This window comes from Nocardia rhizosphaerae (assembly GCF_042650365.1).
GTDB classification, from domain to species: domain Bacteria; phylum Actinomycetota; class Actinomycetes; order Mycobacteriales; family Mycobacteriaceae; genus Nocardia; species Nocardia rhizosphaerae.
Genome location: NZ_JBHSBA010000015.1, coordinates 1,170,332 through 1,194,482, shown reverse-complemented (window position 1 = coordinate 1,194,482; position 24,151 = coordinate 1,170,332). Strand labels below are relative to the sequence as shown.

The 24,151-nt window shown below is 70.9% G+C and carries 22 protein-coding genes; 9 read left to right on the top strand and 13 right to left on the bottom strand.

Annotated features, from left to right (window positions below; genetic code table 11):
- Nucleotides 1-252: 252 nt before the first annotated feature.
- The 4 genes from ACFOW8_RS27705 to ACFOW8_RS27690 all read right to left on the bottom strand — a co-directional run bounded on the left by ACFOW8_RS27705 (nt 253) and on the right by ACFOW8_RS27690 (nt 5,419).
- A complete protein-coding gene (locus ACFOW8_RS27705; RefSeq protein WP_378554503.1) occupies nt 253-1,518 on the bottom strand; it encodes a DUF4153 domain-containing protein in 1,266 nt (421 codons plus the stop codon).
- A gap of 1,378 nt (nt 1,519-2,896) precedes the next feature.
- The gene (locus tag ACFOW8_RS27700; protein ID WP_378554502.1) at nt 2,897-3,916 is read right to left on the bottom strand and encodes a HAMP domain-containing sensor histidine kinase; all 1,020 of its coding nucleotides are present in this window, start codon (nt 3,914-3,916) and stop codon (nt 2,897-2,899) included.
- On the bottom strand, nt 3,913-4,614 hold the full coding sequence (locus ACFOW8_RS27695; protein ID WP_378554501.1) for a response regulator: 702 nt from the start codon (nt 4,612-4,614) through the stop codon (nt 3,913-3,915). Before ACFOW8_RS27695 ends, ACFOW8_RS27700 begins: the two co-directional genes overlap by 4 nt.
- A 124-nt stretch (nt 4,615-4,738) precedes the next feature.
- On the bottom strand, nt 4,739-5,419 hold the full coding sequence (locus ACFOW8_RS27690) for a TetR/AcrR family transcriptional regulator (RefSeq protein ID WP_378554500.1): 681 nt from the start codon (nt 5,417-5,419) through the stop codon (nt 4,739-4,741).
- A 122-nt stretch (nt 5,420-5,541) separates the two neighbouring features.
- Here ACFOW8_RS27690 and ACFOW8_RS27685 point away from each other — a divergent pair, with 122 nt between their 5' ends.
- Both ACFOW8_RS27685 and ACFOW8_RS27680 read left to right on the top strand, forming a co-directional pair.
- Nucleotides 5,542-7,116, top strand: a complete 1,575-nt coding sequence (locus ACFOW8_RS27685) for a succinic semialdehyde dehydrogenase (protein WP_378554499.1) — start codon at nt 5,542-5,544, stop codon at nt 7,114-7,116.
- Nucleotides 7,117-7,151: 35 nt separating this feature from the next.
- Complete coding sequence (locus ACFOW8_RS27680; RefSeq protein ID WP_378554498.1) at nt 7,152-7,979, top strand: SDR family NAD(P)-dependent oxidoreductase; 828 nt, start codon at nt 7,152-7,154, stop codon at nt 7,977-7,979.
- A 90-nt stretch (nt 7,980-8,069) separates the two neighbouring features.
- On the opposite strand, the gene ACFOW8_RS27675 is transcribed toward ACFOW8_RS27680, so the two are convergent.
- Nucleotides 8,070-8,888: a putative protein N(5)-glutamine methyltransferase gene (locus tag ACFOW8_RS27675; protein ID WP_378554497.1), complete on the bottom strand. Its 819-nt coding sequence runs from the start codon at nt 8,886-8,888 to the stop codon at nt 8,070-8,072.
- 33 nt (nt 8,889-8,921) lie between these two features.
- Nucleotides 8,922-9,794, bottom strand: a complete 873-nt coding sequence (locus ACFOW8_RS27670; protein WP_378554496.1) for a YdcF family protein — start codon at nt 9,792-9,794, stop codon at nt 8,922-8,924.
- Nucleotides 9,795-9,964: 170 nt separating this feature from the next.
- On the opposite strand from ACFOW8_RS27670, the gene ACFOW8_RS27665 reads away from it, so the two are divergent.
- On the top strand, nt 9,965-10,816 hold the full coding sequence (locus ACFOW8_RS27665; RefSeq protein ID WP_378554494.1) for a bifunctional 5,10-methylenetetrahydrofolate dehydrogenase/5,10-methenyltetrahydrofolate cyclohydrolase: 852 nt from the start codon (nt 9,965-9,967) through the stop codon (nt 10,814-10,816).
- A gap of 19 nt (nt 10,817-10,835) precedes the next feature.
- Here the strand turns inward: ACFOW8_RS27665 and ACFOW8_RS27660 are convergent, their stop codons facing one another.
- The 3 genes from ACFOW8_RS27660 to ACFOW8_RS27650 form a co-directional block, all read right to left on the bottom strand.
- Nucleotides 10,836-12,386: a hypothetical protein gene (locus ACFOW8_RS27660; protein WP_378554492.1), complete on the bottom strand. Its 1,551-nt coding sequence runs from the start codon at nt 12,384-12,386 to the stop codon at nt 10,836-10,838.
- Between the two features lie 84 nt (nt 12,387-12,470).
- Entirely contained in the window at nt 12,471-13,223 is a 753-nt protein-coding gene (locus ACFOW8_RS27655; RefSeq protein ID WP_378554490.1) for a L,D-transpeptidase, read from the bottom strand.
- Nucleotides 13,224-13,488: 265 nt separating this feature from the next.
- Entirely contained in the window at nt 13,489-14,148 is a 660-nt protein-coding gene (locus ACFOW8_RS27650) for a cyclodeaminase/cyclohydrolase family protein (protein ID WP_378554489.1), read from the bottom strand.
- Nucleotides 14,149-14,299: 151 nt separating this feature from the next.
- Between ACFOW8_RS27650 and ACFOW8_RS27645 the strand changes: the two genes are divergently transcribed.
- A complete protein-coding gene (locus ACFOW8_RS27645) occupies nt 14,300-15,337 on the top strand; it encodes an LLM class F420-dependent oxidoreductase (protein ID WP_378554488.1) in 1,038 nt (345 codons plus the stop codon).
- A gap of 64 nt (nt 15,338-15,401) precedes the next feature.
- On the opposite strand, the gene ACFOW8_RS27640 is transcribed toward ACFOW8_RS27645, so the two are convergent.
- Nucleotides 15,402-15,737: an STAS domain-containing protein gene (locus tag ACFOW8_RS27640; protein WP_378554486.1), complete on the bottom strand. Its 336-nt coding sequence runs from the start codon at nt 15,735-15,737 to the stop codon at nt 15,402-15,404.
- 186 nt (nt 15,738-15,923) lie between these two features.
- On the opposite strand from ACFOW8_RS27640, the gene ACFOW8_RS27635 reads away from it, so the two are divergent.
- The 4 genes from ACFOW8_RS27635 (at nt 15,924) to ACFOW8_RS27620 (ending at nt 18,895) form a co-directional block, all read left to right on the top strand.
- Complete coding sequence (locus ACFOW8_RS27635; protein ID WP_378554485.1) at nt 15,924-16,448, top strand: pyridoxamine 5'-phosphate oxidase family protein; 525 nt, start codon at nt 15,924-15,926, stop codon at nt 16,446-16,448.
- Nucleotides 16,449-16,664: 216 nt separating this feature from the next.
- Entirely contained in the window at nt 16,665-17,144 is a 480-nt protein-coding gene (locus tag ACFOW8_RS27630; protein WP_378554484.1) for a cation:proton antiporter regulatory subunit, read from the top strand.
- Nucleotides 17,145-17,208: 64 nt separating this feature from the next.
- The gene (locus ACFOW8_RS27625) at nt 17,209-17,691 is read left to right on the top strand and encodes a cation:proton antiporter regulatory subunit (protein ID WP_378554483.1); all 483 of its coding nucleotides are present in this window, start codon (nt 17,209-17,211) and stop codon (nt 17,689-17,691) included.
- Between the two features lie 10 nt (nt 17,692-17,701).
- Nucleotides 17,702-18,895 carry a cation:proton antiporter gene (locus tag ACFOW8_RS27620; RefSeq protein WP_378554701.1) on the top strand — a complete coding sequence of 398 codons (1,194 nt, stop codon included), beginning with the start codon at nt 17,702-17,704 and terminating at the stop codon, nt 18,893-18,895.
- Between the two features lie 15 nt (nt 18,896-18,910).
- On the opposite strand, the gene hutG is transcribed toward ACFOW8_RS27620, so the two are convergent.
- Nucleotides 18,911-19,828: a formimidoylglutamase gene (gene hutG, locus ACFOW8_RS27615; RefSeq protein ID WP_378554481.1), complete on the bottom strand. Its 918-nt coding sequence runs from the start codon at nt 19,826-19,828 to the stop codon at nt 18,911-18,913.
- Nucleotides 19,825-21,009 carry an imidazolonepropionase gene (hutI, locus tag ACFOW8_RS27610; RefSeq protein ID WP_378554480.1) on the bottom strand — a complete coding sequence of 395 codons (1,185 nt, stop codon included), beginning with the start codon at nt 21,007-21,009 and terminating at the stop codon, nt 19,825-19,827. The genes hutG and hutI overlap by 4 nt, the downstream gene beginning before the upstream one ends.
- A gap of 266 nt (nt 21,010-21,275) precedes the next feature.
- Between hutI and hutH the strand changes: the two genes are divergently transcribed.
- Nucleotides 21,276-22,832: a histidine ammonia-lyase gene (gene hutH / locus ACFOW8_RS27605; protein ID WP_378554479.1), complete on the top strand. Its 1,557-nt coding sequence runs from the start codon at nt 21,276-21,278 to the stop codon at nt 22,830-22,832.
- 49 nt (nt 22,833-22,881) lie between these two features.
- Here the strand turns inward: hutH and ACFOW8_RS27600 are convergent, their stop codons facing one another.
- Nucleotides 22,882-24,012 carry a Fic family protein gene (locus ACFOW8_RS27600; RefSeq protein WP_378554478.1) on the bottom strand — a complete coding sequence of 377 codons (1,131 nt, stop codon included), beginning with the start codon at nt 24,010-24,012 and terminating at the stop codon, nt 22,882-22,884.
- Between the last annotated feature and the right edge of the window lie 139 nt (nt 24,013-24,151).

The following is a 24,151-nucleotide window of genomic DNA, read 5'->3' as shown; positions in this document are numbered from 1 at the left end:
GCGGGCGGTGTCGCGCAGCATCTTCGGAGGTCCGCGAGGTGCTACCCGCGAACTTCCGCGCCCACCGGAGATCTCCGTCGAGCCGACCGGAGCGGGCCGTCGATGGCGAGGCTCGGCGACCGATGCTGCGCTGTGCCTGTCCTCGGCTCGTCCCGGAAGGCGATGCGCGCGAACCGGTTCCGGCGCCGGTGCCAGGCGGTCCCATCGCACGGGCCGGTGGGGCAGCGAGGTCGACGGCCGTGTCCCGTTCGGTCAGCGGGCTGTGCTCCTGGCGAAGTTCCACGACCACCAGGGGTCGTCGTCGAGTCTGTCCAGAATGGGGTCCTCGATATCGGTGCGCAGTGGCGCGGGCAGGCGGGTGAGCGCCGGGAGGACATCGGGGGACAGGGTGCTGAGATAGTAGGAGTCGAGGCGCTCGCCGGTGGCCCAGCGGTCGATATTGCGTTCGGCGACCAGGCGTTCCGGATTCAGCAGCGCCAGCGCCAGCAGCGTGCCGAGCGCGGTGCCGATGGCCGCGCGCGGCATCCAGCGCCAGCGCAACCCGGCGATCGCCACGAGGACGAGCACGTACACCAGGCCCACCCACAGCTCACACACCTCGACCAGGAGCCGGAGCACGGTGAAGCCGTAGGCCTGCTGGTAGGTCCACATCCTGGCCAGCGCCGAGCCGACGATCACCAGGGCGAGCACGCTCGCCGCGCTGAGCAGCACCCGCAGCCAGCGCCGGTCGGCCGCGGACTCCTGTGTGGCCCAGTGCAGTACGGCCAGGATCACCGCCAGGGTCAGGATGCTCACCACCGACAGCTGCCAGAATCCGCTGCGGGCGTACTCGGCGTAGGTGAGTCCGGCGGTGCGCTGCACGTAGTCGTCGCCGCCGAACAGGGCGACGAACTGGGCGCCGACGAACACCGCGAACAGCAGCGTCAACGCGCTCACCGGCAGTACCCACTCGCTGCGCGACCACTGCCGGGCAGGCCGCTGACCCGCCGGTGCCGGGGCGGGCGGACCGGCGAGCAGATACAGCGCGCCGAGCGCACCGACCGCGACCACCCCGAACAGCCCCAGCCACTGCCAGGTACCGGCCGGATCCACCGACGGCACCACCCCGCTCAGCAGTTCGGCGAACGTCGCGTCGGCACCACCGAGCAGCGGAACGAAGACCACGAGCACACCGACGGTCGCCGCGACCGACACACCGTACCTGCGCAGGCCCGACACCCGCGCCGACCCCGATTCCCGCAGCCCGGAGAACGCCCACGGCACCGCGCCGAACGTCGCCAACGGCACCGCGAGCACATCGTGCGCGATCCCGCGCGAACTGCGCCGCCCGAGCACCGCCAGCGACCCGGCCACCCCGGCGGCCAGCACACACAGCACGAACAGCCACCCCGCCGCCCGCACCGCTCCGACCCCGAGCAACGCCAGCGCCACCGCACCCCACCACAGCCGATCCCGCCCCGCGACCGGCACATCCGCGACGTCGGTAGCGTCGGCGGCGGCGGACTTCGCCCCTGGCACAGGCGCCGCTGCTGCTGATGGTGCTGCTGCCGACGGCGGTATTGCCGCTGGCGTAGACGGTGCTGCCGCTGCCGATTGTGCCGCGGTCGGCGACGGTCCCGCCCCTGGCGTAGACGGCGGTGCCGCTGCTGGTGGTGCTGCTGCCGACGACGGTTCTGCACCTGGCGTAGACGGTGCTGCCGCTGCCGATTGTGCGGCTGCCTGCGACGGTCCCGCCCCTGACATGGTCGCAGCCGCTGTCGCGGGCGTCGGTCGGACGGCAGCCCCCGGTGCGTGTGCCTGCCCACCGGCGTGTGCCTGCCCACCGGGAAGCGGCATCGCGGACTCCGACGCGACATCAGCTGCCGAGGTGATGCTCGGTGCCGCGTTAGCTGTCGCGGTAGTGGGCGCTGGGTTCGCCGGTGTGGCGCTGGGTGCGGCGTTCGCCGCGGTAGTGGGCGCCGGGTTCGGCGGCGTCTCCGAGCCTGTGCTCGCCGGGGTGGTTGGACCCCCATCCGGTCCCGGCGCACCTGCGGACAACGACAGGTCGCCGAGGACGGACGGCGCCGCCACCGCTGGTGTCGGCGGCGGTGCCGTGTTCGCGCGGCGGGAGCGCGCCCGGTAGTCGACGGCGCACAGGGCCGCGGCGGTCGTCGCGCCCGCGACGAGCCAGCCGATGCCGGGCCGGTCGATGGGAATCACTGTGGCGCCGACGATTCCGGTAATCGCGGCGGCGGGCAGGACGCCTGCGGGCCGTGCGACCCGCTCCCACCGCGCCCGGACCCGCGGCGGCGGAGGGGGAAGGGGCGGCATGGGCGGTTGCCGTCCTGGCGTCCACGGTGGCTGCTCGGTGTTCTTGCCATACGCGGCACCGGGCCCGGATGCCGTGGTCGGCGCGGGTGGTTCCGTCGGTCGTTGGCTCGGCGCGGGGACCCGTTCGGGCTCGGCGGCCGGACCCTGTTGCGACTCCGGCTTGCTGCTGCCCTGGGTGGCAGCGGATTCGGGTGCCACGCTCGGGCCCGGTGGCTCCGCCGGGCTGTGGTTCTCCTCGCCTTCCATCGCGGACGTCGACCCCTGCGCCGATGATTCCGGCGATCTTCGGCTCTGTGCGACAGCAGGTTCGGGCGTGGTGGCCGGTCCCGGTTGCGGCTCCGGGCTACTGCCGTGCGCGGCAGCGGATCCTGGTGTCACGCCCGAGCCCGCCAGCAGGGTGTGGTTCTGCGCGGGAGCGGCGGGTTCAGCGCGGGACATCCCCTCCTGCGCCGTCGGCACCTGAGGCGTGGTCTCGGTGCCGTCGTCCTGATCGCCGGTCGCGGTGTGTTCTGGCATGGTTGTCCCCTCCGGAAGGTGTGTGGAATCGGCCCTGGACTGGTGGTCCGGGGCTGGTAGGTGAATGGGGTCAGGTCGTGGGCAGGACGACGCGGATGCGGGAGCCTGGGTCGGCGACGGCGATGGTGCCGCCGTGCAGGTCGATCACCCAGCGGGCGATGGCCAGGCCGAGGCCGGTCCCGCCGCCGTCGGTCGGCCCACCTCGGGTGAACCGGTCGAAGACGGTGGCGCGGTCGGCCTCCGGGATGCCGGGGCCGTCGTCGGCGATCTCCAGTACGGTCGCGCCGGGTACCGCCCGGGTGCTGACCCGCACTTCGCCGCCTGCTGGACCGTGCCTGGCCGCATTGTCGAGCAGATTGAACAGCACCTGGTGCAGCCGGGCCCGGTCGGCGTCGACGGTCATCGCTTCCGGTTCGATCCTCGTGGTGAACCGGACGCCGCGGCCGAGCGCGGCCGTCATCACCTCGGCCTCGGCGATCACCTCGGCCAGTAGCGGTGCCACCGGCAGGATCTCGCGGTCGAGGGTGAACGCGCCCGCCTCGATACTGGACAGATCGAGCAGCTCCGACACGAGCAGGCCTAGCCGTTCGGTCTGGGCCAGCGCGGTCCGCAGCGTCGCCGGATCCGGCTCGCTCACCCCGTCGACGATGTTCTCCAGCACCGCGTGCAGTGCCGTCACCGGAGTGCGCAGTTCGTGTGAGACATTGGCGATGAGATCGCGGCGTTGCCGGTCGGCCGCCGCGAGATCGGCCGCCATCTGGTTGAACGCGTTCGCGAGCTGCCCCACCTCGTCACGGGAGCTGGCCCGCACCCGGAAACTGTAGTCGCCGTGGGCCATTCGCCGCGCCGCCGCGGTCATCTCGCGCAGCGGCCTGGTGATGCCGTGGGCGAGGAACTGCGAAGTCACCAGCGCGATGATCATCGCCGTGAGGGTGGTGAAGGTCGGCAGCCAGCCGATCCGGTACCAGAAGTAGGCGAACGCCACCGCCCCCGAACTCACCATCAGCACGGCCAGTTTCAGCTTGATCGACCGCAGCGGATCCAATGGCCGCGGCAGCAGTTCGGCCAGCCGGTCGCCCACGGTGCTCATCGGGCGTCCAGCGCGTAGCCGACCCCGTGCACGGTGCGGATCAGATCGGCGCCGAGCTTGCGGCGCAACGCCTTGATGTGGCTGTCGACCGCCCTGGTGCCCGCCGCGTCCGACCAGTCCCAGATGTCCTCGAGCAGCCGTTCCCGGCCGAGTACCGCGCGTGGCCGGTGCGCGAGCCGGGCCAGCAGCTCGAATTCCAGCGGTGTCAGCCTGGCCTCGGTCCCGCCGCGCCAGACCCGGCGCTCGTCGAGATCGATGCGCAGATCGCCGACCACGATGGTGCTGGCGTCCCGTTCGGCGGCCCGGTCGACCCGGCGCATCAGGGCGTGCACGCGGGCGGCGAGCACCCGCATCGAGAACGGTTTCGTCAGATAGTCGTCGGCGCCGACGCCGAGCCCGACGAGCTGATCGGTCTCGTCGGTCCGTGCGGTGAGCATGAGCACCGGGACCGGCCGGTCGGCCTGGATTCGCCTGCACACCTCGAGCCCGTCGAACCCGGGCAGCATCACATCCAGCACCACCAGGTCCGGTTCCCCCGCGGCGGCCGCCGCCACCGCACCCGGCCCGTCGTGCGCCACCGCCACCGCGAATCCCTCGGCCCGCAAGCGGGCCGCCACCGACTCCGCGATCGTCACCTCGTCGTCGACGACGAGTACCCGGCGGGCCGGAGACGCGGCCGAGCCCCCACTGAATTCCATGGTGCGACCTTAGCGAGCCGGTGTGGAGGGATCCGGCGCCACTTGTGGAGATTCTGTGTGCGCCCGATACGACCGGGCGCGGGCGCATAGTGCGCCGCTGTGCGAGGGAGCTGCCGAGTGAGCCTCAGGCGTCGGGGAACAAGCCGGGCAGTTCCATCGCGTAGGCGAGGTCGTCCTTGGTGCCGAGGGTGACGAGCAGCATCCGGATCATCGTCAGTCTGGCCTCCGAGACCAGGTCGGGCGCGGGATCGTGGTCAGGATCGGCACCGACGGTGAGCCGGTAGACCACGTACTCGCACACGTGCAGGGCGGCATCGAGGTCCAGCGGGGCGGGGACGGGGCGGCCGAGTTCCCCGAAGGTCTTGCGCACCAGATCGCGGATGTCGTCGAGCGCGCGCTCCCGGTAGGCCGACACGGGGGAGCCGGGGTCGTGCAGCTCGGCGAACAGCGGACGCAGCATCGGGCCGTGCCCACGCGCCCAGTCCACGTAGGCGTCGATGAGCCGGATGCCCAGCTGCACCGGTTCGCCGCTGCCGGTGAGCGCATCGGCGATCCCGCCGACCAAGCCGTCGTTGGAGGCCGTGAGTACCACGTGCAACGGCTCGGTCGCATTACCGAAATACCGGTAGAAGGTCGGCCTGGCCAGCCCGGCCTGCTCGATGATCTGGGCGACGCTCAGCCCACGCGACCCGTTGCGGGTGAACACGGCCGCGGCCGCCTCCACGATCCTGGCGCGGACCTCTTCGGCCTGCTCCTGGGTCTGCGGCGGCCGCCCACGGCGCACCACTGCGGAATCACCGGACATCACACCTCCCTCACAACCACTGGAAGCTTGACACGGCACCGGCGGCAACCATTAATCTAACACCAGTGTTCAGCAAATAGCAGAACCGCCGCGAGCCATCCGCCTGAGGAGAAGGGCCGACAATGACGACAGCCCCCGAGCTGACCGCCGAACCGACCGCGCTGCCCGCCGCGCTGGTCAAGCCCCTGTTCGACCGCGCGGTGGCGGGCGGTGCCCCGTCGGTGCCGGTCTTCGCCCCGGCCACCGGACACAAGATCGGTGACCTGCCGCAGTCCTCGATCGCCGATATCGACCGCGCCTTCGCCGTCGCCAGGCACGCCCAGCGTGACTGGGCCAAGGTGCCGGTCAAGCAGCGGGTGGAGATCGTGCGCCGCTTCCACGACATCGTGCTCGCCGAGCAGGACACCATCCTCGATATCGTGCAGACCGAGACCGGCAAGTGCCGCTCGCACGCCTTCGACGAGGTCGGCGACGTCGCGCTGAACTCGCGCTACTACGCCGCGGTCGCGCCCAAGCTGCTGGCCGACCGCAAGCCGCGCGGCGTGCTGCCGGTGCTCACCTCGGTGGAGGTGCACAACCGGCCCAAGGGCGTCGTCGCGGTGATCTCGCCGTGGAACTACCCGCTCGCCCTGTCGGCCTCCGACGCGCTGCCTGCCCTCGTCGCAGGCAACGCCGTCATCGCGCGCCCGGACAACCAGACCGCGCTGTCGGCACTGTGGGCCATCGACGCCGCCGAACGCGCAGGCATGCCGCGGGGGCTGTGGCAGGCCGTGCTCGGGCGCGGCCGCGAGATCGGCGGCGACGTGATCGCCAGAGCCGACTACGTGGACTACACCGGGTCCAGCGCCACCGGCCGCACCATCGCCCGGCAGGCGGGTGAGCGCCTGATCGGCTACTCGCTCGAACTCGGCGGCAAGAACCCGCTGCTGGTGCTCTCGGACGCCGATGTCTCCAAGGCCGCCAAGCTGGCCGTGCGCGCCTGCTTCGCCTCGGCCGGGCAGCTGTGCGAGTCGATGGAACGCATCTACGTCGACGCGACGGTCTACGACCAGTTCGTGGCCGAATTCGTCGGTAATGTCAAGAACATGACGCTCGGTGGCGAGCTCGACTACAGCAGGGACATGGGCTCGCTGACCTTCCAGCGTCAGCTCGACACCGTCTCCGCGCATGTCGACGACGCCGTCGCCAAGGGCGCCAAGGTGCTCGCCGGTGGCCGCGCCCGCCCCGACCTCGGCCCGTACTTCTACGAGCCCACCGTGCTGGTCGACGTGGCACCCGGAATGACGGTGTACCGCGAGGAGACCTTCGGCCCGGTCGTCTCGATCTACCGGGTGAACTCCGACGACGACGCCGTCGAGGCGGCCAACGACACCGCCTACGGCCTCAACGCCAGCGTGTGGAGCAAGGACGTCGAGCGCGGCAAGGCCGTCGCGGCCCGGATCAACGCCGGCTCGGTGAACGTCAACGAGGGCTTCATCGCCGCGTGGGGCAGCATCGACGCGCCGTCGGGCGGTCTCGGCATCTCGGGCCAGGGCCGCAGGCACGGTCCTGAGGGCCTGCTCAAGTACGTGGACACCCAGACCGTCGCGGTCCAGCGGGTGCTCCCCATCGCCCCGCTGCCCGGCATGTCCGAGCAGACCTGGGCCAAGACGATGACGCTGGTCTTCGGCGTCATGAAGACGCTGCGGCAGAAGTAGCGGCGAGGACCGGACGAAGCAGGGGTAGGCAGGACATGAAACTGGAAACGGTCGCGGGCAAGCGGGTGCTGGTCACCGGTGCCGCCATGGGACTCGGCAAGCTGTTCGCCGAGCACGCGGTGCGTGAGGGCGCCGACGCGGTGGTGCTGTGGGACGTCAACGAGCTCGCCCTGCGCGAGACCGCCGCCCAGCTCGCCGCCGAAGGCGGCAAGGTGCACCAGTACGTCGTCGACGTGTCCTCGCAGGAAGCGATCCGCGAGGCCGCCGCCGCCGTGCGCGCCGAAATCGGCGGGATCGACATCCTGGTCAACAACGCGGGCATCGTGCGGGGTAACACCTACTTCTGGGAAACCGAGAACCGCGCCGATATCGACAAGACCATGGCGATCAATTCGCTGGCGCCGATGTACCTCACGCTCGAGTTCCTGCCGGGCATGGTCGCGGGCGCGGGGCAGGCGCGCGTGCTCAACATCGCGTCCTCGGCCGGTCTGGTCGCCAACCCGCGGATGGCCGTCTACGCGGCCTCGAAGTGGGCCGCACTCGGCTGGTCGGACTCGGTGCGCCTGGAGCTGGAGCAGGCCGGGCACGACCACGTGAAGGTCACCACCCTGTGCCCGACCTACATCAACACCGGCATGTTCGACGGCGCCAAGGGCATCCTGTTCACACCGATGCTCGAGCAGCACGATGTGGTCGACACCGCGTGGCGGGAGATGAAGAACGGCGGCGCGCTGGTGGTACTGCCGTGGACCTCGCGGATGAACCGCGCGCTGACCGGCCTGCTGCCGATCAAGGTGCGCGACTTCTACCTCAACGCGGTGGGTGTGTACCACTCGATGGACCAGTTCACCGGCCGCAAGTAGGTGTGTCCGATGCCCCGGTGAGCAGCTCGCCGGGGCATCGTCGTTGCGCGCGCAGTGGGTGCGGTGGTGCACCCACTGCCGATGTACGGGTCAGTGGTGCACCGCCCGCAAGGGCTTGGTGCCGAGGACCACGGTCGCGTAGTGCTCCGCCGACTCCGCCACCCGTGTCGGCAGCCCGTGCCCGCTGAGGATCGCGCGGGCCGAATCCAGCTGTCCGGTCGACACTTCCACCGCGACCGTGCCGCCGGGCGCGAGCCAGTCCGCCGCGTCCGCCGCGACCCGCCGGAACACCGCGAGACCGTCGGTGCCGCCGTCGAGCGCGACCAGCGGCTCGTGCTCGCGCGCTTCCGGCGGCATCTCCGCGACCCGGTCGCTCGGCACATACGGGGTATTCGCCAGCAGCACCTCGATCCGGCCGCGCAGATCACGGGGCAGCGCGTCGAAGAGGTCGCCGGCGAACACCGGTGCGTGCAACGGCGCCAGGTTCTCCCGCGCGCATGCCACCGCCACCGGATCGATATCGGCGGCGGCCAGCTCGACCGTGTGACCGCGCGCGGTGAGTTCGGTCGCCGCGGTCAGCCCGAGTGCGCCGCAGCCGCAACACAGATCGACCACACAGACCTGCTGGTTGCCTGGCGCGACGGTGGCCAGCGCCTGCTCGACCATGAACGCCGTCCGCTGCCGCGGCACGAACACGCCCGGCCGCACTCCGATCCGCAGCCCGCGAAACTCCACCCAGCCCAGCAGGTACTCCAGCGGCGTGCCCGCCACCCGCTGCGCGACCAGCGCCGCCAGCCGGGCCTGGTCACCCGCGGCGGCCTCGAGCAGCAGCGCCGCCTCGTCCTCGGCGAAGACGCAACCCGCCGTGCGCAGCGCGACGACCACATCGCCGGGAACCGAAACACCCATGTGGCGATTGTCCCCGACGGGACAACCGAATTTTCAGCGCGCGGTGGCGAGCTGGAAGGTGCGGGTGGCGTCGAGGTAGATGCCGCGCTGCGCGGCCCGCGCCGGTGGCGGCAGCTGGGAGACCAGCTGCTCGAGCGAGGTCATCGCCCCGACCACGTTCGTCCCCGCCACCAGGAAATCGGCGACCGCGCGGCGGATGTGGTTCGGCGAGGTCACCACCACGGCACTGTGCGCGCCGACATCACGCAGCAGGCGCGAGCTGAACAGCGCGTTCTGCACTGTCGATCCGGCCCGGTCCTCCACGTGGATGCGCTCGTTCGGCAGGCCGCGCCCGACCAGCCAGCGCCGCATGGCCTCCGCCTCGGAGATGCCGTTGCGCGGATTGCCGCCGGTGACGATCACGGGGGAGAGCGGCGCCGCGATCGCCTGCAGCCAGGCCGCGGTCAGCCGGTTCTCCAGTTCCGGGCGCAGCGCGCCGTCGGGCAGCAGCCCGTAGCCGAGCACCACGATCCCGGTCTGCGGGCCGATCAACGCGGGCAGCGGATTGGGCAGGGTCGCGGCCGCGGCGGTGACCGCCCGCAACACGTTCGAGGTGCCGGCGGCCATCCCGGCGTCGAGCGCGCCGAGGCGGGCCATCGCCGCGCCGACCGCGGCCGGATCACCCGCGTAATGCGACCAGATGGCCTGCAACGCGAGCGCTTCGGCGTCGTTCGGATCGGCGTCGATCAGGGCACGCAGATCGGCCCGTCCCGCGGCGTCGTCGCCGTTGGTGAAGTGCTGCTGCGCGGAGTTGTACAGCGCGGTCACGTCCGCCTCGGCGGTGGCCGGACCCGCCCCGGCGCTGGTGATCGCGACCGCCGCGAGTACGGCGGCGGCCGCCTGCTTCCAATGCCTCGAGATCGTCACGACAGTCGACACCCTTCCCGCGAACGGTTCGGTACGTGCTGGCAGAGCTGCTGGCAGAGCTGGCGACACCCTACGGCCGCGGCCCGCGCGGGCTACGGACCCCGACGACCTTCCGCGCGTCGCCGCCCGGTGCGCACCGGGGTCGGTAGCGGCGGATAAGCTGACCCACCGTGGATACCGCTTCGCTGACCGGCAAGGAACTCGCCGCCGCCATCAACGCCGACACGAAGGAACGCGCCGCCGCGCTCACCGCCGCGGGCCCCGCGCCGACGCTGGCGCTGATCGTCGCCAACGACGACCCGGCCAGCGCCTGGTATGTGAACTCGTTGCGCAAGGCGGCCGAACGGCTCGGAATCGCGTGCGAGCGGATCGATCTCGGCGCCGACGCGAGCGCCGAGACCATCCGTGCCGAGCTCGCCGCGCGCAGTGCCGACCCCGCCACCGACGCGATCATGCTGCAGACCCCGCTGCCCGCGGGCGTGAGCCTCGACGACGTGAGTTCGGCCATCGCCGCGCACAAGGACGTCGACGGGGTCAGCCCGCTCTCGCTGGGCCTGCTCGCCGCAGGCCTGGACGGCTTCGTCCCCGCCACCTCCGAGGCCGTGGTCGAACTGCTGAAGCACCACGGCATCGCGCTGCGGGGCCGCCTGGTGACCGTCGTCGGCCGGTCCAATGTCGTCGGCAAGCCGCTGGCCCAGCTGCTGCTCGCCGAGAACGCGACCGTCACCGTCGCCCATTCCCGCACCGCCGACCTCGCCGCCGTCACCACCCCCGCCGACATCGTGGTCGCCGCGGCGGGCCGGATCGGGCTGGTCACCGGCAAGCACATCGGCGACGGCGCCGTGGTGATCGACGTCGGCACCAACGAGGCCGCCGACGGCGGCATCGTCGGCGATGTCGACGCGGCCTCGGTCGACGGGAAGGCCGCCGCGCTGAGCCCCGTCCCCGGCGGTGTCGGCCCGGTGACCACCGCGCTGCTGATGCGGCACGTGGTGGTGGCGGCCGAGAAGGCGCGCGGCTGAGCGGCTTTCGCCCCGGTGGCTAGCGGGCGGGCCCGATCGAGGTGATCAGGTACTTGCCGCCCACCTCGGCGGTGCCGACCAGCTGCGGGTTGTAGGTGATCGGCACCTCGTCCGGCCGGAACTCGGTGATCTCGACGAAGTACTGTCCGGCGTCGGCCGCCGGGGTGATCGACAGGCAGTGCGTGGTGCCCGCCGGAATGGTGTCGATCCCGGCCTGGATGTCGGCCCCCGAGGGCAGGTCGGAGTTCTTGGACACCAAGGTGCGGGCCTGATCGCCCGAGCGGGCCACGTAGTACGCGTGCTGGAACGCCAGGATCGCCGCGACCCCGTTCTCGGTACCGCCAGGCCCGTTGCCCTGGATCCTGCTGCCCACCTGCTCGGCGGGGCACCTGCTCGGCGCGGGGGCGCTGCCCGCGCCGATCGGGCTGCTTGCCGCGGCGGATTCCGGTGCCGGACCACGCAATTGGAAGTACCCGCCACCGATCAGCAGGGCACCGGCCATCGACGCCGCCAGCGGCGCCGCCCAGCGCGGCGGCCGACGGCGCTTGGACCGGTTGATCATCCTGACGAACACCTCGTCGTCGCCACCGTAATCGGGAGCGGGGCGCGACGGATCGGGATCGTGCTGGGCGAGAAGGGAATCGGGATCGGTAGCGGACGCGGCAGGTGCCTGCGATGCGGCGGTGGATGCGCGCGGTGTCGTCGGCGCGTGCACCGCGGCGGGTGCGGCGGCTGCCGTCGGTGCGGATTCGTATGTCGCGGCAGGCCCGTGCCAGGAGACCGGTGTGGAAACGGCGGCGGGTGTGGGGGATGGGGTAAGTCCGTGCGGTGCCGGGCGAGCGGGCGTCGATGAGTGCCCGCGCGGTGAGATCGGCGCGGGTGTAGCCGCGGGTGCGTGGCGTCGCGTGGCGTCTGTCGCGATGCGGGCGGGTGCTGGTGCGGACATCGGCGCTCGGGTCGTGGCGGAGGTGGCCGGGGCGTACGCCTGGACGCGTGCCGGCGATGGCACACGCGGCTGCCTTGCGGTGGGTGCCGGGGCCGCGGGACGGGGGTCTGTCGCGGTGGATCCGGGCGCCGGGGTCGGTGCGGGTGATGGCACCGGCGTGTGTGTCCCGGTGGAGGCGGACATCGCGTCCGGAGCGTGCGTCCCGGCACCGGGGGCGTGCCCGAACGCGGTGTCGGTGCTGGTCGGGAACCGTTCGGTGGCCGGACCGCTGCCGTGTGTCGGTGCCGGAGAGGGGATGTCGGCAAGTGCGTGGTGCGCACCGGGGTCGAGGGGGCCACCGACGATCGGCAGCCGGTCGGTGGCGTACCCGTCCTTGGTGCCCATGTTCAGTGCGGGAACCGGCGGCAACGAGATGACCGGGATGCCGGCGGGGGTGCGTGGTCCGCCGCCGAGCCGGTGCCGTGGACCGGTGTCGGAGTCGGCGGTGGCGGTCACCCGGCGGGGTGGCGGGGCGCCGAGATCGCGCGCCGAATGCCTGCCGGGGGCAGCGCCGAACGGACCACCGACCGATCCAGGGTCGTGCTGTCGAGCCCCGGTCGGTCTGTGCGCATCCGGTCGATCCATTGCCCCGCCTTCATCACAACGATTTCGTTACGGGGCACGATACTGCGCAGGACGAGGGATCGCCGAACGCCACGAGGGAAATACTCACCAGTGGATGTAGACCTGGTCACCGATCCCGACATTCTCGTAGTACCAGGCGGCGTCGGCGGGGGCGAGATTGATGCAGCCGTGGCTCACGTTGGCGTAGCCCTGCGAGTCCACCGACCACGGTGCCGAGTGCACGAACACCCCGCCCCAGGTGAGCCGCACGGCGTACTCGCCGTCGATGATGTAGCCCTCCGGGTCGTCGAGCGGGATGCCGATGGTGCGCGAGTCGAACACCAGCGACCGGAACTTCTCCAGTACCGGGAAGGTGCCGGTCGGTGTCTCGAAGCCGGGCTTGCCCATCGAGGCCGGCATCTGCCGCACCACCTGGCCACCCATGCTCACCGTGAACGTGTGCGCCGACAGGTTCGCCTCGGCGTAGACGCCACCGTTGGTCCGGAACTCGGTGCGCAGCTCGCCGAACCGCACCGAGATCGGCGCGGCGGCGGGCAGCGTGCCGGTGGGTGACCAGCGCAGTGTGGCGTCGTCGAGCCAGGCGAAGGTGCCGGGCAGCGTCTCGGTGGCGCTGATCGAGGCGGCCCGTTCGGCGCCGGCGCGGTCGGTGACCGGCGCGGCGAAACTGAACGTGACCGGCGCGGCGATGCCGACCACCTGGCCGGGCGCCGGTGAGATCGCGGTGACCCGCGGACCCTGACTTCCCCCGACGAGCGCCGCCGACGCGGCCCCCGACCAGAATGCGGCCAGTAGTGCCGCCAGCAACGCGACGAACAGGAAACGAAGTGCGTTCCTCATAAACGCCACCCCTTCGGTCACTCGTAGGCGGACTCCAAGTCTAGGCCGCCATGATCAACTAGACCTATCGAAGTGGTAACGGCCTGCTTGTCCATCGGAGTGTCGTCTTGTGTTCGCGCTGGTAAGGCGCCCGTGGCGGTGTCCTGATTCGAGACCTGGGCAGCCCGCCGCGCGGCGACGATGTCGGTCCGATCCGCGTGAAGACGTCGAATTCGGTACTGGTGGTGGCGATCTCGTCGGCGGCGCGTTCCTGCCGCGGCCTGATTCAGCCGCGGACGGCGTGCAGCACGTCGGCGTGCAGCGCGTCGGCGCGGGCGGCGACGGTGTCGACGCGCAGCAGGGCGGTGGCGAAGCCGTCGCCGAGGGCGGCGGGCAGCGAGCCGACATTGATCTCGATATTGAGCTGGGAGCTCATCGCGGCGGCACGGGCCGCGTCGGCGGCGGCGCCGATGTCGGTGACCACGTTCGGGTTGCCGATCGGCAGCAGTTCGGCGGCCAGCGACAGGATCTCGTCGGCCTCGTCGACCACCGCGGCGGGCACCCGGGCGGCCTCGACCAGCGCGGCATTGATCGCCTCGGTGCGGGCGGCGCGCTCCGCGTCGGTGTCCTTGGGCAGTTTGTAGGCCGCGCCGACCGCGGTGAATGCGGCGGCATCGGCATCGGCCAGTGCCAGCGCCCGTTCCCGCGCGGCGTCGGCGGCCTCGATGAGCCGGTCGACGACCGGGCGGTGCTCGGCGTCCTTGGCCCTGGTGGTGTAGCGCGCGACCATCGCCACCAGCGCCGCGGCCTGCGCGGCGTGCAGGGCCGCCACCGCACCGCCACCGGGCGCGGGCACCTTCGCGCCCAGCTCCGAGAGATAGTGCTCGATCGTCACCGCACCGATGGAGGGGGCGATCTGCTGCGGCGAGGCGGTGGGCTGCGACACGACGTGGTGGCCTTTCGGTGCGGTGCGGAGAACTCGGGGAATCGCCGTCAACGCTACCGCGTGCGTGCCCGCTCACCCCGGCCGACCTGCGGCAGCGCGCGCGGACCGACCGGTCGGGGTGGCCGGTGCCGACGGGGCTATGTTGGGTGACATGCGGATCGGATTGAGCATCAACTACTCGGGCGGTTTCAAGGAGGTCGCGGCCGAGGTCGCCGACCTGGAACGCGCCGGACTCGACATCGTCTTCGTCCCGGAGGCGTACTCGTTCGACGCGGTGAGCGCCCTCGGGTTCCTGGCCGCCCGCACCGAACGGGTGCAGCTGGCCTCCGGCATCCTGCAGATCTACACCAGAACCCCCAGCCTGACCGCGATGACCGCGGCCGGCCTCGACTTCGTCTCCGACGGCCGGTTCATCCTCGGCCTCGGCGCGTCGGGTCCGCAGGTCATCGAGGGTTTCCACGGTGTGCCCTACGACGCCCCGATCGGCCGCACCCGCGAGCTGGTGGAGATCTGCCGCAAGGTCTGGCGCAGGGAGAAGCTGAACTATCAGGGCAAGCACTACCAGATCCCGCTGCCCGCCGACCGCGGCACCGGACTCGGCAAAGAACTCAAGCTGATCAATCACCCGGTGCGCGAACGCATTCCGGTGCTGCTCGCGGCGCTCGGCCCGAAGAACGTTGAGCTGGCCGCCGAACTGGCCGAGGGCTGGCAGCCGATCTTCTTCCTGCCGGAGAAGGCGGGCGAGGTGTGGGGCGACGCGCTGGCCGCGGGCAAGGCCAAGCGCGACCCGGCGCTCGGCGAGCTGGAGGTCTTCGCCGGTCCGGCGCTGGCCATCGGCGAGAACGTCACACCGCTGCTGGAATTCGTCAAGCCGCACCTGGCGCTCTACATCGGCGGCATGGGTGCCAAGGGCAAGAACTTCTATCACACGCTCGCCACCAAGTACGGCTACGGCGAGGCCGCCGACCGGATCCAGGAGCTGTATCTGGCCGGGGACAAGCAGGCCGCCGCGCAGGCCGTGCCGGACGACCTGGTGCGTGACGTCTCGCTGATCGGCCCGGAGAGCTTCGTCAAGGACCGCATCGCGGCCATGGCCGAGGCCGGGGTCACCACGCTGAACGTGACGCCGCTTGCCGAGAACGCGGCGGGCCGGGTCAAGCTGATCGAGCAGCTGCGCGGTCTCTGCTGACCGCGCGGACGACGCAACGCGCCGCCGCCGGGGTGATCCGGACGGCGGCGCGTTGTCTCGCAGGTCAGGACGTGAACGATGCCAGGGCGGCGGCCAGCGTGGTGTGCATGGCGAACACCTGGTCCAGGCTGGTCATCTTCAGCTGACGGCTGGTGGCAGGCCCGTCGGCGACGACCGCGATGGCGGTGGTGTCGCCTGCCCGCTGATGCGCGGCGACCAGCGTCGCCATGCCCGCCGAGGCCAGGAAACCGACGGCGGTCAGGTCGATCACCAGCGTCGCGGGCTTGGCGGCGAGGACGGCTTCGAGCGTGGCGTCGAGCGCGGGTGCGGTCGCCAGATCGACCTCGCCGGTCACCGTCAGCACCGTGACGCCGTCGTGTACCGCCGTCGTGGTGGTCATCGTGTCCGTGAGGGGATACGCGTCTCCGGATGAGTTGGTCACGACTCAACAACACACAACTTCGCCGGAATGCGCAAGCCAACGACCTCCCGGCCCGTGCGCACCTATACTCGACGGGCACTGTGAGTCCTCCCTCGACCCCGGACCCGCGTCGCCGCCGGGGCCCCGCCGCGTAGAGGAGTACCGATGCTGCCCGACCCGGTCGAGGCCACCGACCTCAACATCTACAACACCGACCAGTTGCCGTGGAGCCGGGTGCGCACCGCGCTGGACGAGCGGCTCGCCGCGCTGGAGACCACCCAGTTCCTCGGTACCGTCGGCGCCGACGGGCGCCCGCACTCCGCCGGGATCGGTGCGTGCCTGGTCGGCGGTTGTCTCTACTTCACCAGCGGGCCGGGAAGCCGCAAATCCCGGCATCTGACCGGCAACCCGGCGTGCACGCTGTCGTTCCGCTTCGTCGACGACATCGACGTCGTGTTCGAAGGCGTGGCCACCCGCACCACCGACCACGCCGAACTCGACCGGGTCACCGCCGTCTACCGTGACGGCGGCTGGCCCGCCGAACGGGACGGCGACGCGGTCACCGCCCCGTTCAGCGCGCAGAGCGCGGGCCCGGCTCCGTGGTACCTGTATCGCTTCGTGCCGCGGGTAGCGGTCGGGGTGGCGCTCACCGATCCGCACGGGGCCACCCGCTGGAAGTTCGCGCCCTAGCCCATCGGTACGGGCGTGAGTTCCAGCCGCGGGACCGAGCAAGCAGGGCAGTCGCAGGCGAGAGCGCCGGCCGACCGACAGGTGGCCGGGGTGCGGTGGTGGTCGGGACACGCGCCGAGGGCAACAAATATGGCCGATGCCTCGCCGATGATCCGGCGAACGCGGGAGTACGAGGGTGGGGCTGTAGTTGTTCCCGACTAGTCGTACTGTGAGGGCGTGAACATCGATGTGACGCCACTTCCGGGGATCGGCGTGTGCAAGGATTTTCCGCTGGCGCAGGCCCGGCGCCGGATCGGCGTGGTCGAACACCGCGACGGCTCGGTGGATCTGGTCGTCTCGCGAGCGGGGGACTACGACACCACCACGTCGATTCCCCTGTCCGGTACCGAGATCGGCGTCCTGGCCGGGTTGCTCGGCGCGCCGCAAGTGGTGGAGAAGACCCCGGAGTCACTCGGCGTGGGCGAGCTGACGACCCGCCAGTTCGCGATCGACCGTGGCAGCCCCTTCGACGGCAGGCAGCTGCGCGACACCGCCATGCGGACGCGGACCAAGGCCTCGGTGGTCGCGGTGGTCCGCGCCGGTGACGTGACCCCGTCGCCGGGAACGGATTTCACCTTCATCGCCGGCGATCTGGTGGTGGTCGTCGGCACCGACGAGGGTCTGGAAGCGGCGGGCCGCCTGCTCGACCAGGGCTGACGAGAACGCCCGAAGGGTAAAGGGCAGGTAAGGTATCGCCTAGCTGAGGTTAGGTGATCCAACAATGAACGTAGATGTCACTTCGCTGCCGGGTATCGGTGTGCGGAAAGAGTTTTCGCTGACCAAGGTGGACCGCCGCATCGGTGTGGTGGATCGCAAGGACGGTGGCACCGATCTGATCTTCACCAAGGTCGGTGACCCGGACACCACGGTCCAGGTCCCGCTGTCGGATGCCGAAGCCCGCACCCTGGCCGGCCTGCTCGGCGCACCGCAACTGGTCGCACAGCTGCGCGAGGAGCACCGCGACCTCGACGGCGTGAGTACCCGTTCGATGCCGGTGCCGGCGCACTCGGCCTACGCGGGCCGCCGCCTCGGCGAGACCGAGATGCGTACCAGAACCCGCGCCTCGATCGTCGCGGTGCTGCGGGCGGGCCAGGTGCACGCCTCGCCCGGCCCCGAGTTCGAATTCCTCGGTGGGGACATGGTGGTCGTCGTCGGTACCAAGGCGGGGCTCGATGCCGCCGCCGTGATCCTCAGCGACGGCTGAGCCGGTGCACATCAGTGGTTCCGCACTCGCCCTGATCCAGCTGGGCGCGGTCTTCTTCGGGCTCGGTGTGCTCGGCCGGATCGCGGCCCGCGTCGGTCTCTCACCCATCCCGCTCTATCTGCTCGGCGGCCTGGTGTTCGGCACCGGTGGACTCATCGAGCTGCACGAGGTGGACGATTTCATCCACATCGCCAGCGAGATCGGCGTGGTCCTGCTGCTGTTGCTGCTCGGTCTGGAATACACGGCCGGGGAATTGGTCACCGGCATGCGCAAGTCGTGGACGGCTGGGCTGGTCGACCTGGTGCTCAACGCGACGCCGGGCGTGATCGTCGCGCTCATGCTCGGACTCGGCCCCACCGGGGCGATCGCGATGGCGGGCGTCACCTATATCTCCTCCTCCGGCATCGTCGCGAAGGTGCTCAACGATCTGGGCAGGCTGGGCAACCGGGAAACCCCGGTGGTGCTGTCGATCCTGGTCTTCGAGGACCTGGCGATGGCGGTGTATCTGCCGGTGCTCACCGCGGTGCTGGCCGGTGTCGGGTTCGTGGCCGGGATGACCACCGTCGGCATCGCGCTCGTCGCGGTGACCCTGGTACTGCTCGTCGCGCTGCGCTACGGCCGGTATGTCTCGGCGATCGTGGCCAGCGAGGATCGCGAGATCTTCCTGCTCAAGCTGCTCGGTTCGGCGCTGCTTGTCGCCGGTCTCGCCTCGGCGGTGCAGGTGTCGGCGGCGGTCGGCGCGTTCCTGCTCGGTATCGCCATCTCCGACTCCACCGCGCACGAGGCGACCAAGATCCTCGAACCGCTGCGCGACCTGTTCGCGGCCATGTTCTTCGTCCTGTTCGGGCTGAGCACCGACCCGGCGAACATCCCGCCCGTGCTCGGCTGGGCGCTGCTGCTCGCCGTGGTCACCACCTCGACCAAGATCGCCACCGGCTGGTGGGCGGCCAAACGGGCAGGCGCCTCGCAGCTGGGCCGGGCGCGAGCGGGTACCGCGCTGGTCGCCCGCGGCGAGTTCTCCATCGTCATCGCGGGCCTCGCCGTGGCCGCGGGCGCGGTCCCGACCGGATTCGCAGCGCTGGCCACGACCTATGTGCTGCTGATGGCGATCATCGGCCCGATCGCGGCACGCGTCGTCGAACCGGTCATGCGCGGGATCGTGAGCCGAAGGAGCAGGGGCGCGGAGGTCCCGGTGGCCGAGTGACCACCGAAGGCAGGTTCAGCCGCGCACGTGCCCGGTGACGATGCGGTGGATCAGTCTGGCGGCGGTGCGGGCGGTGCGCTGATCGGGGTCGAGCGCGGGATTGAGCTCGGCGACATCGACCACCGCCAGTTTTCCGGAACCGGTCACCTGGTCGCAGACCGCCTGCACGACCGACAGGGGGACACCGAAGGCGGCGGGCGCGCTCACGCCGGGTGCGACCGCTGCGGGCAGCACGTCCAGGTCGATGGTCAGGTGGAGCAGATCGATCCCGGCCAGGAACCCGGCGACGAAATCACCCGCGCGAGTGGGCTCGCAGTCGTCGTCGAGCAGATAGGACACGCCGAAGCGGTCCGCGGTGTCGAACAGCACGGTGGTGTTGCTCGGCTGGCTGATGCCGAGCACGGCGTAGCGCACGTCCGGGTCGGCGTCGAGGATCTGCCGGAACGGTGTCCCCGAGCTGGGGACCGGATCCGGGCGCAGATCGAAATGCGCGTCCAGATTCAGGATGCCGACCCTGGTGCCCGTGGTGCGCCGGGTCGAGCCTGCCACCCCGAGATAGGTGCCGTAGGCGACTTCGTGCCCACCACCGAGGACCACCGGAAAGGCGCCGTCGTCGAGCAGGCCGGATACTTTTGTCCCGAGCAGGTGCTGACCGCCCTCGAGATCGTCGCCGAACACCGTGACGGTGCCCGCGTCGACAGCGCGCAGCGGGGTGCGCAGCGCCATCGGTGACAGTGCTCTGCGCAGCGCGCCGGGGCCCTGCGCGGCGCCGGGGCGGCCCTTGTTCCGGCGTATGCCGGCATCGCTGGCGAAGCCGAGGAACGCGCACGCGCCGGTGTCGCCGCCCGGCACGTATTCGGTGACGGCCTGGTGCCACCGCAGATGTTCGGGTGTGGTGCCGTCGACGCGGCCGGTCCAGGATGCGGCAGTCATCGCGGCAGACCCGCGTGCACGACGGCGCCCGCGCGCCACACCCGGTCGATCAGCGGAACACCGGGGCGATAGGCGAGGTGCAGATGCGACGGCGCGCCGAGTGCGATCGCGTCGGCCCGAGCCCCGGGGGTCAGTCTGCCGATATCGGTGCGGCGCAGTGCTTTCGCGCCACCCGCGGTCGCCGCCCACACCGCCTCGTCCGGGGTCATGTGCAGCTCCCGCACCGCGAGCGCGATACAGAACGGCAGGCTGGTGGTGTAGCTGGTACCGGGATTGCAGTCGGCGCCGAGCGCCACGGTGACCCCGGCATCGATGAGTGCCCTGGCGGGCGGATAGCTGTTGCGGGTGCAGAAGTCGGCGCCCGGCAGCAGCGTGGCCACCGTGTCGCTGCCCGCGAGCGCGTCGATATCGGCGGGGGACACATGGGCGACGTGGTCGACCGAGGCCGCACCGAGCTCCACCGCCAGCCGAACGCCCGGACCCTGGTGCAGCTGATTGCCGTGCACCCGCGGCACCAGGCCGTGCTCGATGCCGGCCGAGAGCACCGCGTGCGCCTGGTCCCGGTCGAACGCGCCCTGCTCGCAGAACACGTCGATCCAGCGCGCGTGCGGCGCGCAGCGCGGGATCATCTCGGCGATCACCATCGCCACGTAGTCGTCGGCTCTGCCCGCGTACTCCGGCGGCGGGACGTGCGCGGCGAGCAGGGTCACCTCGCCGGTGAACCGGCCCGCGATCCGTACGCTGCGCAGCTCGTCGGCCACGGTCTGGCCGTAGCCGCTCTTGCATTCGACGGTGGTGCTGCCCGCACGGACCGATTCGTCGAACAGGCGCGCGAGGTTCGCGGCGAGCGCGTCGTCGGAGGCTGCCCTGGTCGCGGCGATGGTGGTGCGGATACCGCCCGCCGCGTACGGCCGCCCCGCCATCCTGGCGGCGAACTCCTCGGCGCGATCACCGGCGAACACCAGGTGCGCGTGCGATTCGACGAATCCGGGCAGGACGGCGCGACCACCGAGGTCGACGCCGGTATCGGCGGCCGGGGCCGCGGCGCTGTCACCGACCCACACCACCGTCTCGTCCTCGAAGACCACGGCGGCGTCGCGGCGCAGGCCGAGCGGTCCATCGCCGAGCGCCGGATCGTTGGTGACCAGGGTGCCGATGGCGGTCAGTGCGGTGGATGGCACCGGGTGTCCTCCTAGCTGCGGGCGACGAGCGGGGCGGTGATCGCGCCAGGATGTGTATGGTGGGTCACTCGATATGTATAGGCCTGTATAGACAACCGCGTCAAGCGGTACGCTGCGGGCGGTTCCTCACGTCGTTGACAGGGCTGTCTATACAGGTTTATACATGTACCGTCGCTGTGACCGGCCCCACGGGCGACCCGTGGCGATCGGGCGGTGAGCAGTGCGAGGGATTCGTCCCGCCCGCCGATTCGGAATGGAGAAACACAGTGAGCATCGACTCGGACCTTGCCCCGGTGGTCGTCGGCACCGGACCGGTGGCGGCACCGGAGCTGGTGCGGGTGGCCAGGGGTGGCGCCCCGGTCGCCCTGTCCGAGGAAGCGCTCACCGCGATCGCGGACAGCAGACGCCGGATCGAGGCGCTGGCCGCCGACCCGAAGCCGGTGTACGGGGTATCGACCGGATTCGGCGCGCTCGCCGTGCGGCACATCCCGCAGGAACTTCGCAAGCAGTTGCAGCGCAGCCTGGTTCGCTCGCACGCCGCCGGTTCCGGCGCCGAGGTGGAGCGGGAGGTGGTGCGCGCGCTGATGCTGCTGCGCCTGTCGACCCTGGCCACCGGCCGGACCGGGGTGCGTCCGGTGGTCGCGCAGACCTATGCCGCGCTGCTGTCGGCGGGGATCACCCCGGTGGTGTACGAGTACGGCAGCCTCGGCTGCTCCGGTGACCTCGCCCCGCTGGCCCATGTCGCGCTGGCGGTGCTCGGCGAAGGCACGGTCCGCGACGCCGCGGGCACCCTGCTACCCGCGGCGGACGCACTGGCCGCCGCCGGCATCGCGCCGGTCGAACTCGCCGAGAAGGAGGGGCTCGCGCTGATCAACGGCACCGACGGCATGCTCGGCATGCTGGTGCTGGCCTGCCACGACCTACGCGCGCTGCTGCGGCTGGCCGATGTCACCGCCGCGATGAGCGTCGAGGCCCTGATGGGGACCGACAAGGTCTTCGCAGCCGATCTGCAAGCGCTGCGACCACAGCCGGGCCAGGCCGTCGCCGCCGCCAACATGACCAGGCTGCTGGCCGATTCGCCGATCGTGGCCAGCCACGCCACGCCCGATTGCACCGTCGTGCAGGATGCCTACTCGCTGCGCTGCGCGCCGCAGGTGGCCGGTGGCGCCCGTGACACCCTGGCCCACGCCGAGCGGGTCGCTTCCTGCGAATTGGCCAGCGCCGTCGACAATCCCGTGGTCACCCTGGACGGCCGGGTCGAATCCAACGGCAACTTCCACGGTGCGCCGGTCGCCTACGTCCTGGACTTCCTCGCCATCGTCGTCGCCGACGTCGCCAGTATGAGCGAACGCCGCACCGATCGCTTCCTCGACAAGGCCCGCAACCACGGCCTGCCCCCGTTCCTGGCCGACGATCCCGGTGTCGACAGCGGGCACATGATCGCCCAGTACACCCAGGCCGCCATCGTCTCCGAGCTCAAGCGTCTGGCCGCGCCCGCCTCGGTCGACTCCATCCCGTCCTCGGCCATGCAGGAGGACCACGTCTCCATGGGCTGGTCGGCGGCCCGCAAACTCCGCCGCGCGGTCGACGGCCTCACCCGCGTCCTGGCCATCGAGGCGCTCACCGCGGCCCGCGCCCTCGACCTGCGCGCCCCGCTGGTGCCGTCCCCCGCCACCGCCGCGGTCCGCGACGCCCTGCGCACCCGCGTTCCCGGCCCCGGCCCCGACCGATACCTGGCGCCGGACATCGAGGCGGCCGTCGCCCTTGCCGCGTCGGGAGCGCTGGTCACCGCCGCCGAAACGGTGGTCGGCCCGCTGGACTGATCGAGCAGGCTTCGCAGCTCCGCCGAATGCGGAGACGGGACCGGTGCGGTCAGGTCGCGTAGGGGTCGCGCGGCGGTCGAAGGTCGGCGCGCACATCCGCGACGTGGTCGCGGAGCATGTCCGAAGCGACGTAGTGGCGGCCACGGGTTTGCCCACGCTGTTCCAGCAGCCCGGCCCGCAACAGCTCACGCAAGTCGCGGACCGCCTGATCGAGGGTGAGATGCTCGTCGCGTTGATGCCCTGTGCGGCGGACTCTCGATCCCATCGCGGCATCGAACAGTACCGACGCGGTCCGCTCCGGCAGTCCGCGTGCCGTCACGAGGTCTTCGACGGCCGACCATAGCCGTCCCGCGGCGTCGAAGCGCTGCTGGACCAGTTGGGCCTGCAAATGATGGGCACGCAGACAGAACCGAACCCAGCTCAGCGTGTCGCCGTGCGGTTCGAACACGCCGCGCTGCACGTCGCGGAGCGCGTCGTAGTAGTCGTAGGTGTTTCGGCCGGTTCCGAGCCATTCCTCGATGGAGGAGAACTCCGGAGCGAGGACTCCGTCCCTGGCAAGCACGAGGGTGTGCAGGCATCGAGACATCCGGCCGTTGCCGTCACGCCACGGATGGATGCTGACCAGATTGAGATGCGCCATCGCTGCCCGCACATACACGTGCAGATCGGTGGTGTCCTCGGCCAAGCCGGTGCACAGTTCGTCCACCAACTCGGGAACCCGATCCGCTTCCGGGCCGCGGTAGACGACGGTGCCGGTTGTCGAGTCCGACACGTAGATGGGGCCCTTCCGGTACCGGCCGGGACCGATCAGGATGTGGTGCCGAAGCAGCATGAAGTGCAGGGCGCTGAGCAGCATCTGCTCCCAGGCGAATTGTTCGTTGTCGGCGAGTTGCTGAACGTAGGTGAGTGAATCCCGGTACCCGGTGATCTCGGACCAGGTATCGGAATCGGTGTCGAGCGGATCGTCTCCGCGAACAGCGGCCTCGGCATCATCCTGGGTGACCTGATATCCCTCGATCGAGTTCGACCCCCGGATCGCCGCGGCTATCAGGGTCCGGCGTAGGGCCCCGGTCCATCGTCGAGGTTCCGAGACCTGGTGGCGCAGCGATTCCCGAAGGCTGTCCAGCTCGCCGAGCACTTCGTGGTCGACTGCTTCGAGAGCGGGTGGTGTGTACAGCACAAGACGATAATACCAAAATGCTTTAATGATTCTGGCATTGCGGTGTTTCGCAGGTTCCCTGCGTGGCTACCGCGCCGCCGCCTCGACGGAGTGGGTCAGCGCACCGTGTACCCAGCTCAGCGCCCGGCCCACGGTGATG

What these genes read in the sequence shown, in the direction of transcription:
- ACFOW8_RS27640 (WP_378554486.1), bottom strand. Translation starts at nt 15,737, where the DNA reads ATGACCACCACGACGGCGGTACACGACGGCGTCACGGTGCTGACGGTG.
- ACFOW8_RS27660 (WP_378554492.1), bottom strand. Translation starts at nt 12,386, where the DNA reads ATGGATCGACCGGATGCGCACAGACCGACCGGGGCTCGACAGCACGAC.
- ACFOW8_RS27625 (WP_378554483.1), top strand. Translation starts at nt 17,209, where the DNA reads ATGAACGTAGATGTCACTTCGCTGCCGGGTATCGGTGTGCGGAAAGAG.
- ACFOW8_RS27695 (WP_378554501.1), bottom strand. Translation starts at nt 4,614, where the DNA reads ATGGAATTCAGTGGGGGCTCGGCCGCGTCTCCGGCCCGCCGGGTACTC.
- ACFOW8_RS27655 (WP_378554490.1), bottom strand. Translation starts at nt 13,223, where the DNA reads ATGAGGAACGCACTTCGTTTCCTGTTCGTCGCGTTGCTGGCGGCACTA.
- ACFOW8_RS27675 (WP_378554497.1), bottom strand. Translation starts at nt 8,888, where the DNA reads ATGGGTGTTTCGGTTCCCGGCGATGTGGTCGTCGCGCTGCGCACGGCG.
- ACFOW8_RS27700 (WP_378554502.1), bottom strand. Translation starts at nt 3,916, where the DNA reads ATGAGCACCGTGGGCGACCGGCTGGCCGAACTGCTGCCGCGGCCATTG.
- ACFOW8_RS27635 (WP_378554485.1), top strand. Translation starts at nt 15,924, where the DNA reads ATGCTGCCCGACCCGGTCGAGGCCACCGACCTCAACATCTACAACACC.
- ACFOW8_RS27685 (WP_378554499.1), top strand. Translation starts at nt 5,542, where the DNA reads ATGACGACAGCCCCCGAGCTGACCGCCGAACCGACCGCGCTGCCCGCC.
- ACFOW8_RS27690 (WP_378554500.1), bottom strand. Translation starts at nt 5,419, where the DNA reads ATGTCCGGTGATTCCGCAGTGGTGCGCCGTGGGCGGCCGCCGCAGACC.
- ACFOW8_RS27645 (WP_378554488.1), top strand. Translation starts at nt 14,300, where the DNA reads ATGCGGATCGGATTGAGCATCAACTACTCGGGCGGTTTCAAGGAGGTC.
- hutG (WP_378554481.1), bottom strand. Translation starts at nt 19,828, where the DNA reads ATGACTGCCGCATCCTGGACCGGCCGCGTCGACGGCACCACACCCGAA.
- ACFOW8_RS27680 (WP_378554498.1), top strand. Translation starts at nt 7,152, where the DNA reads ATGAAACTGGAAACGGTCGCGGGCAAGCGGGTGCTGGTCACCGGTGCC.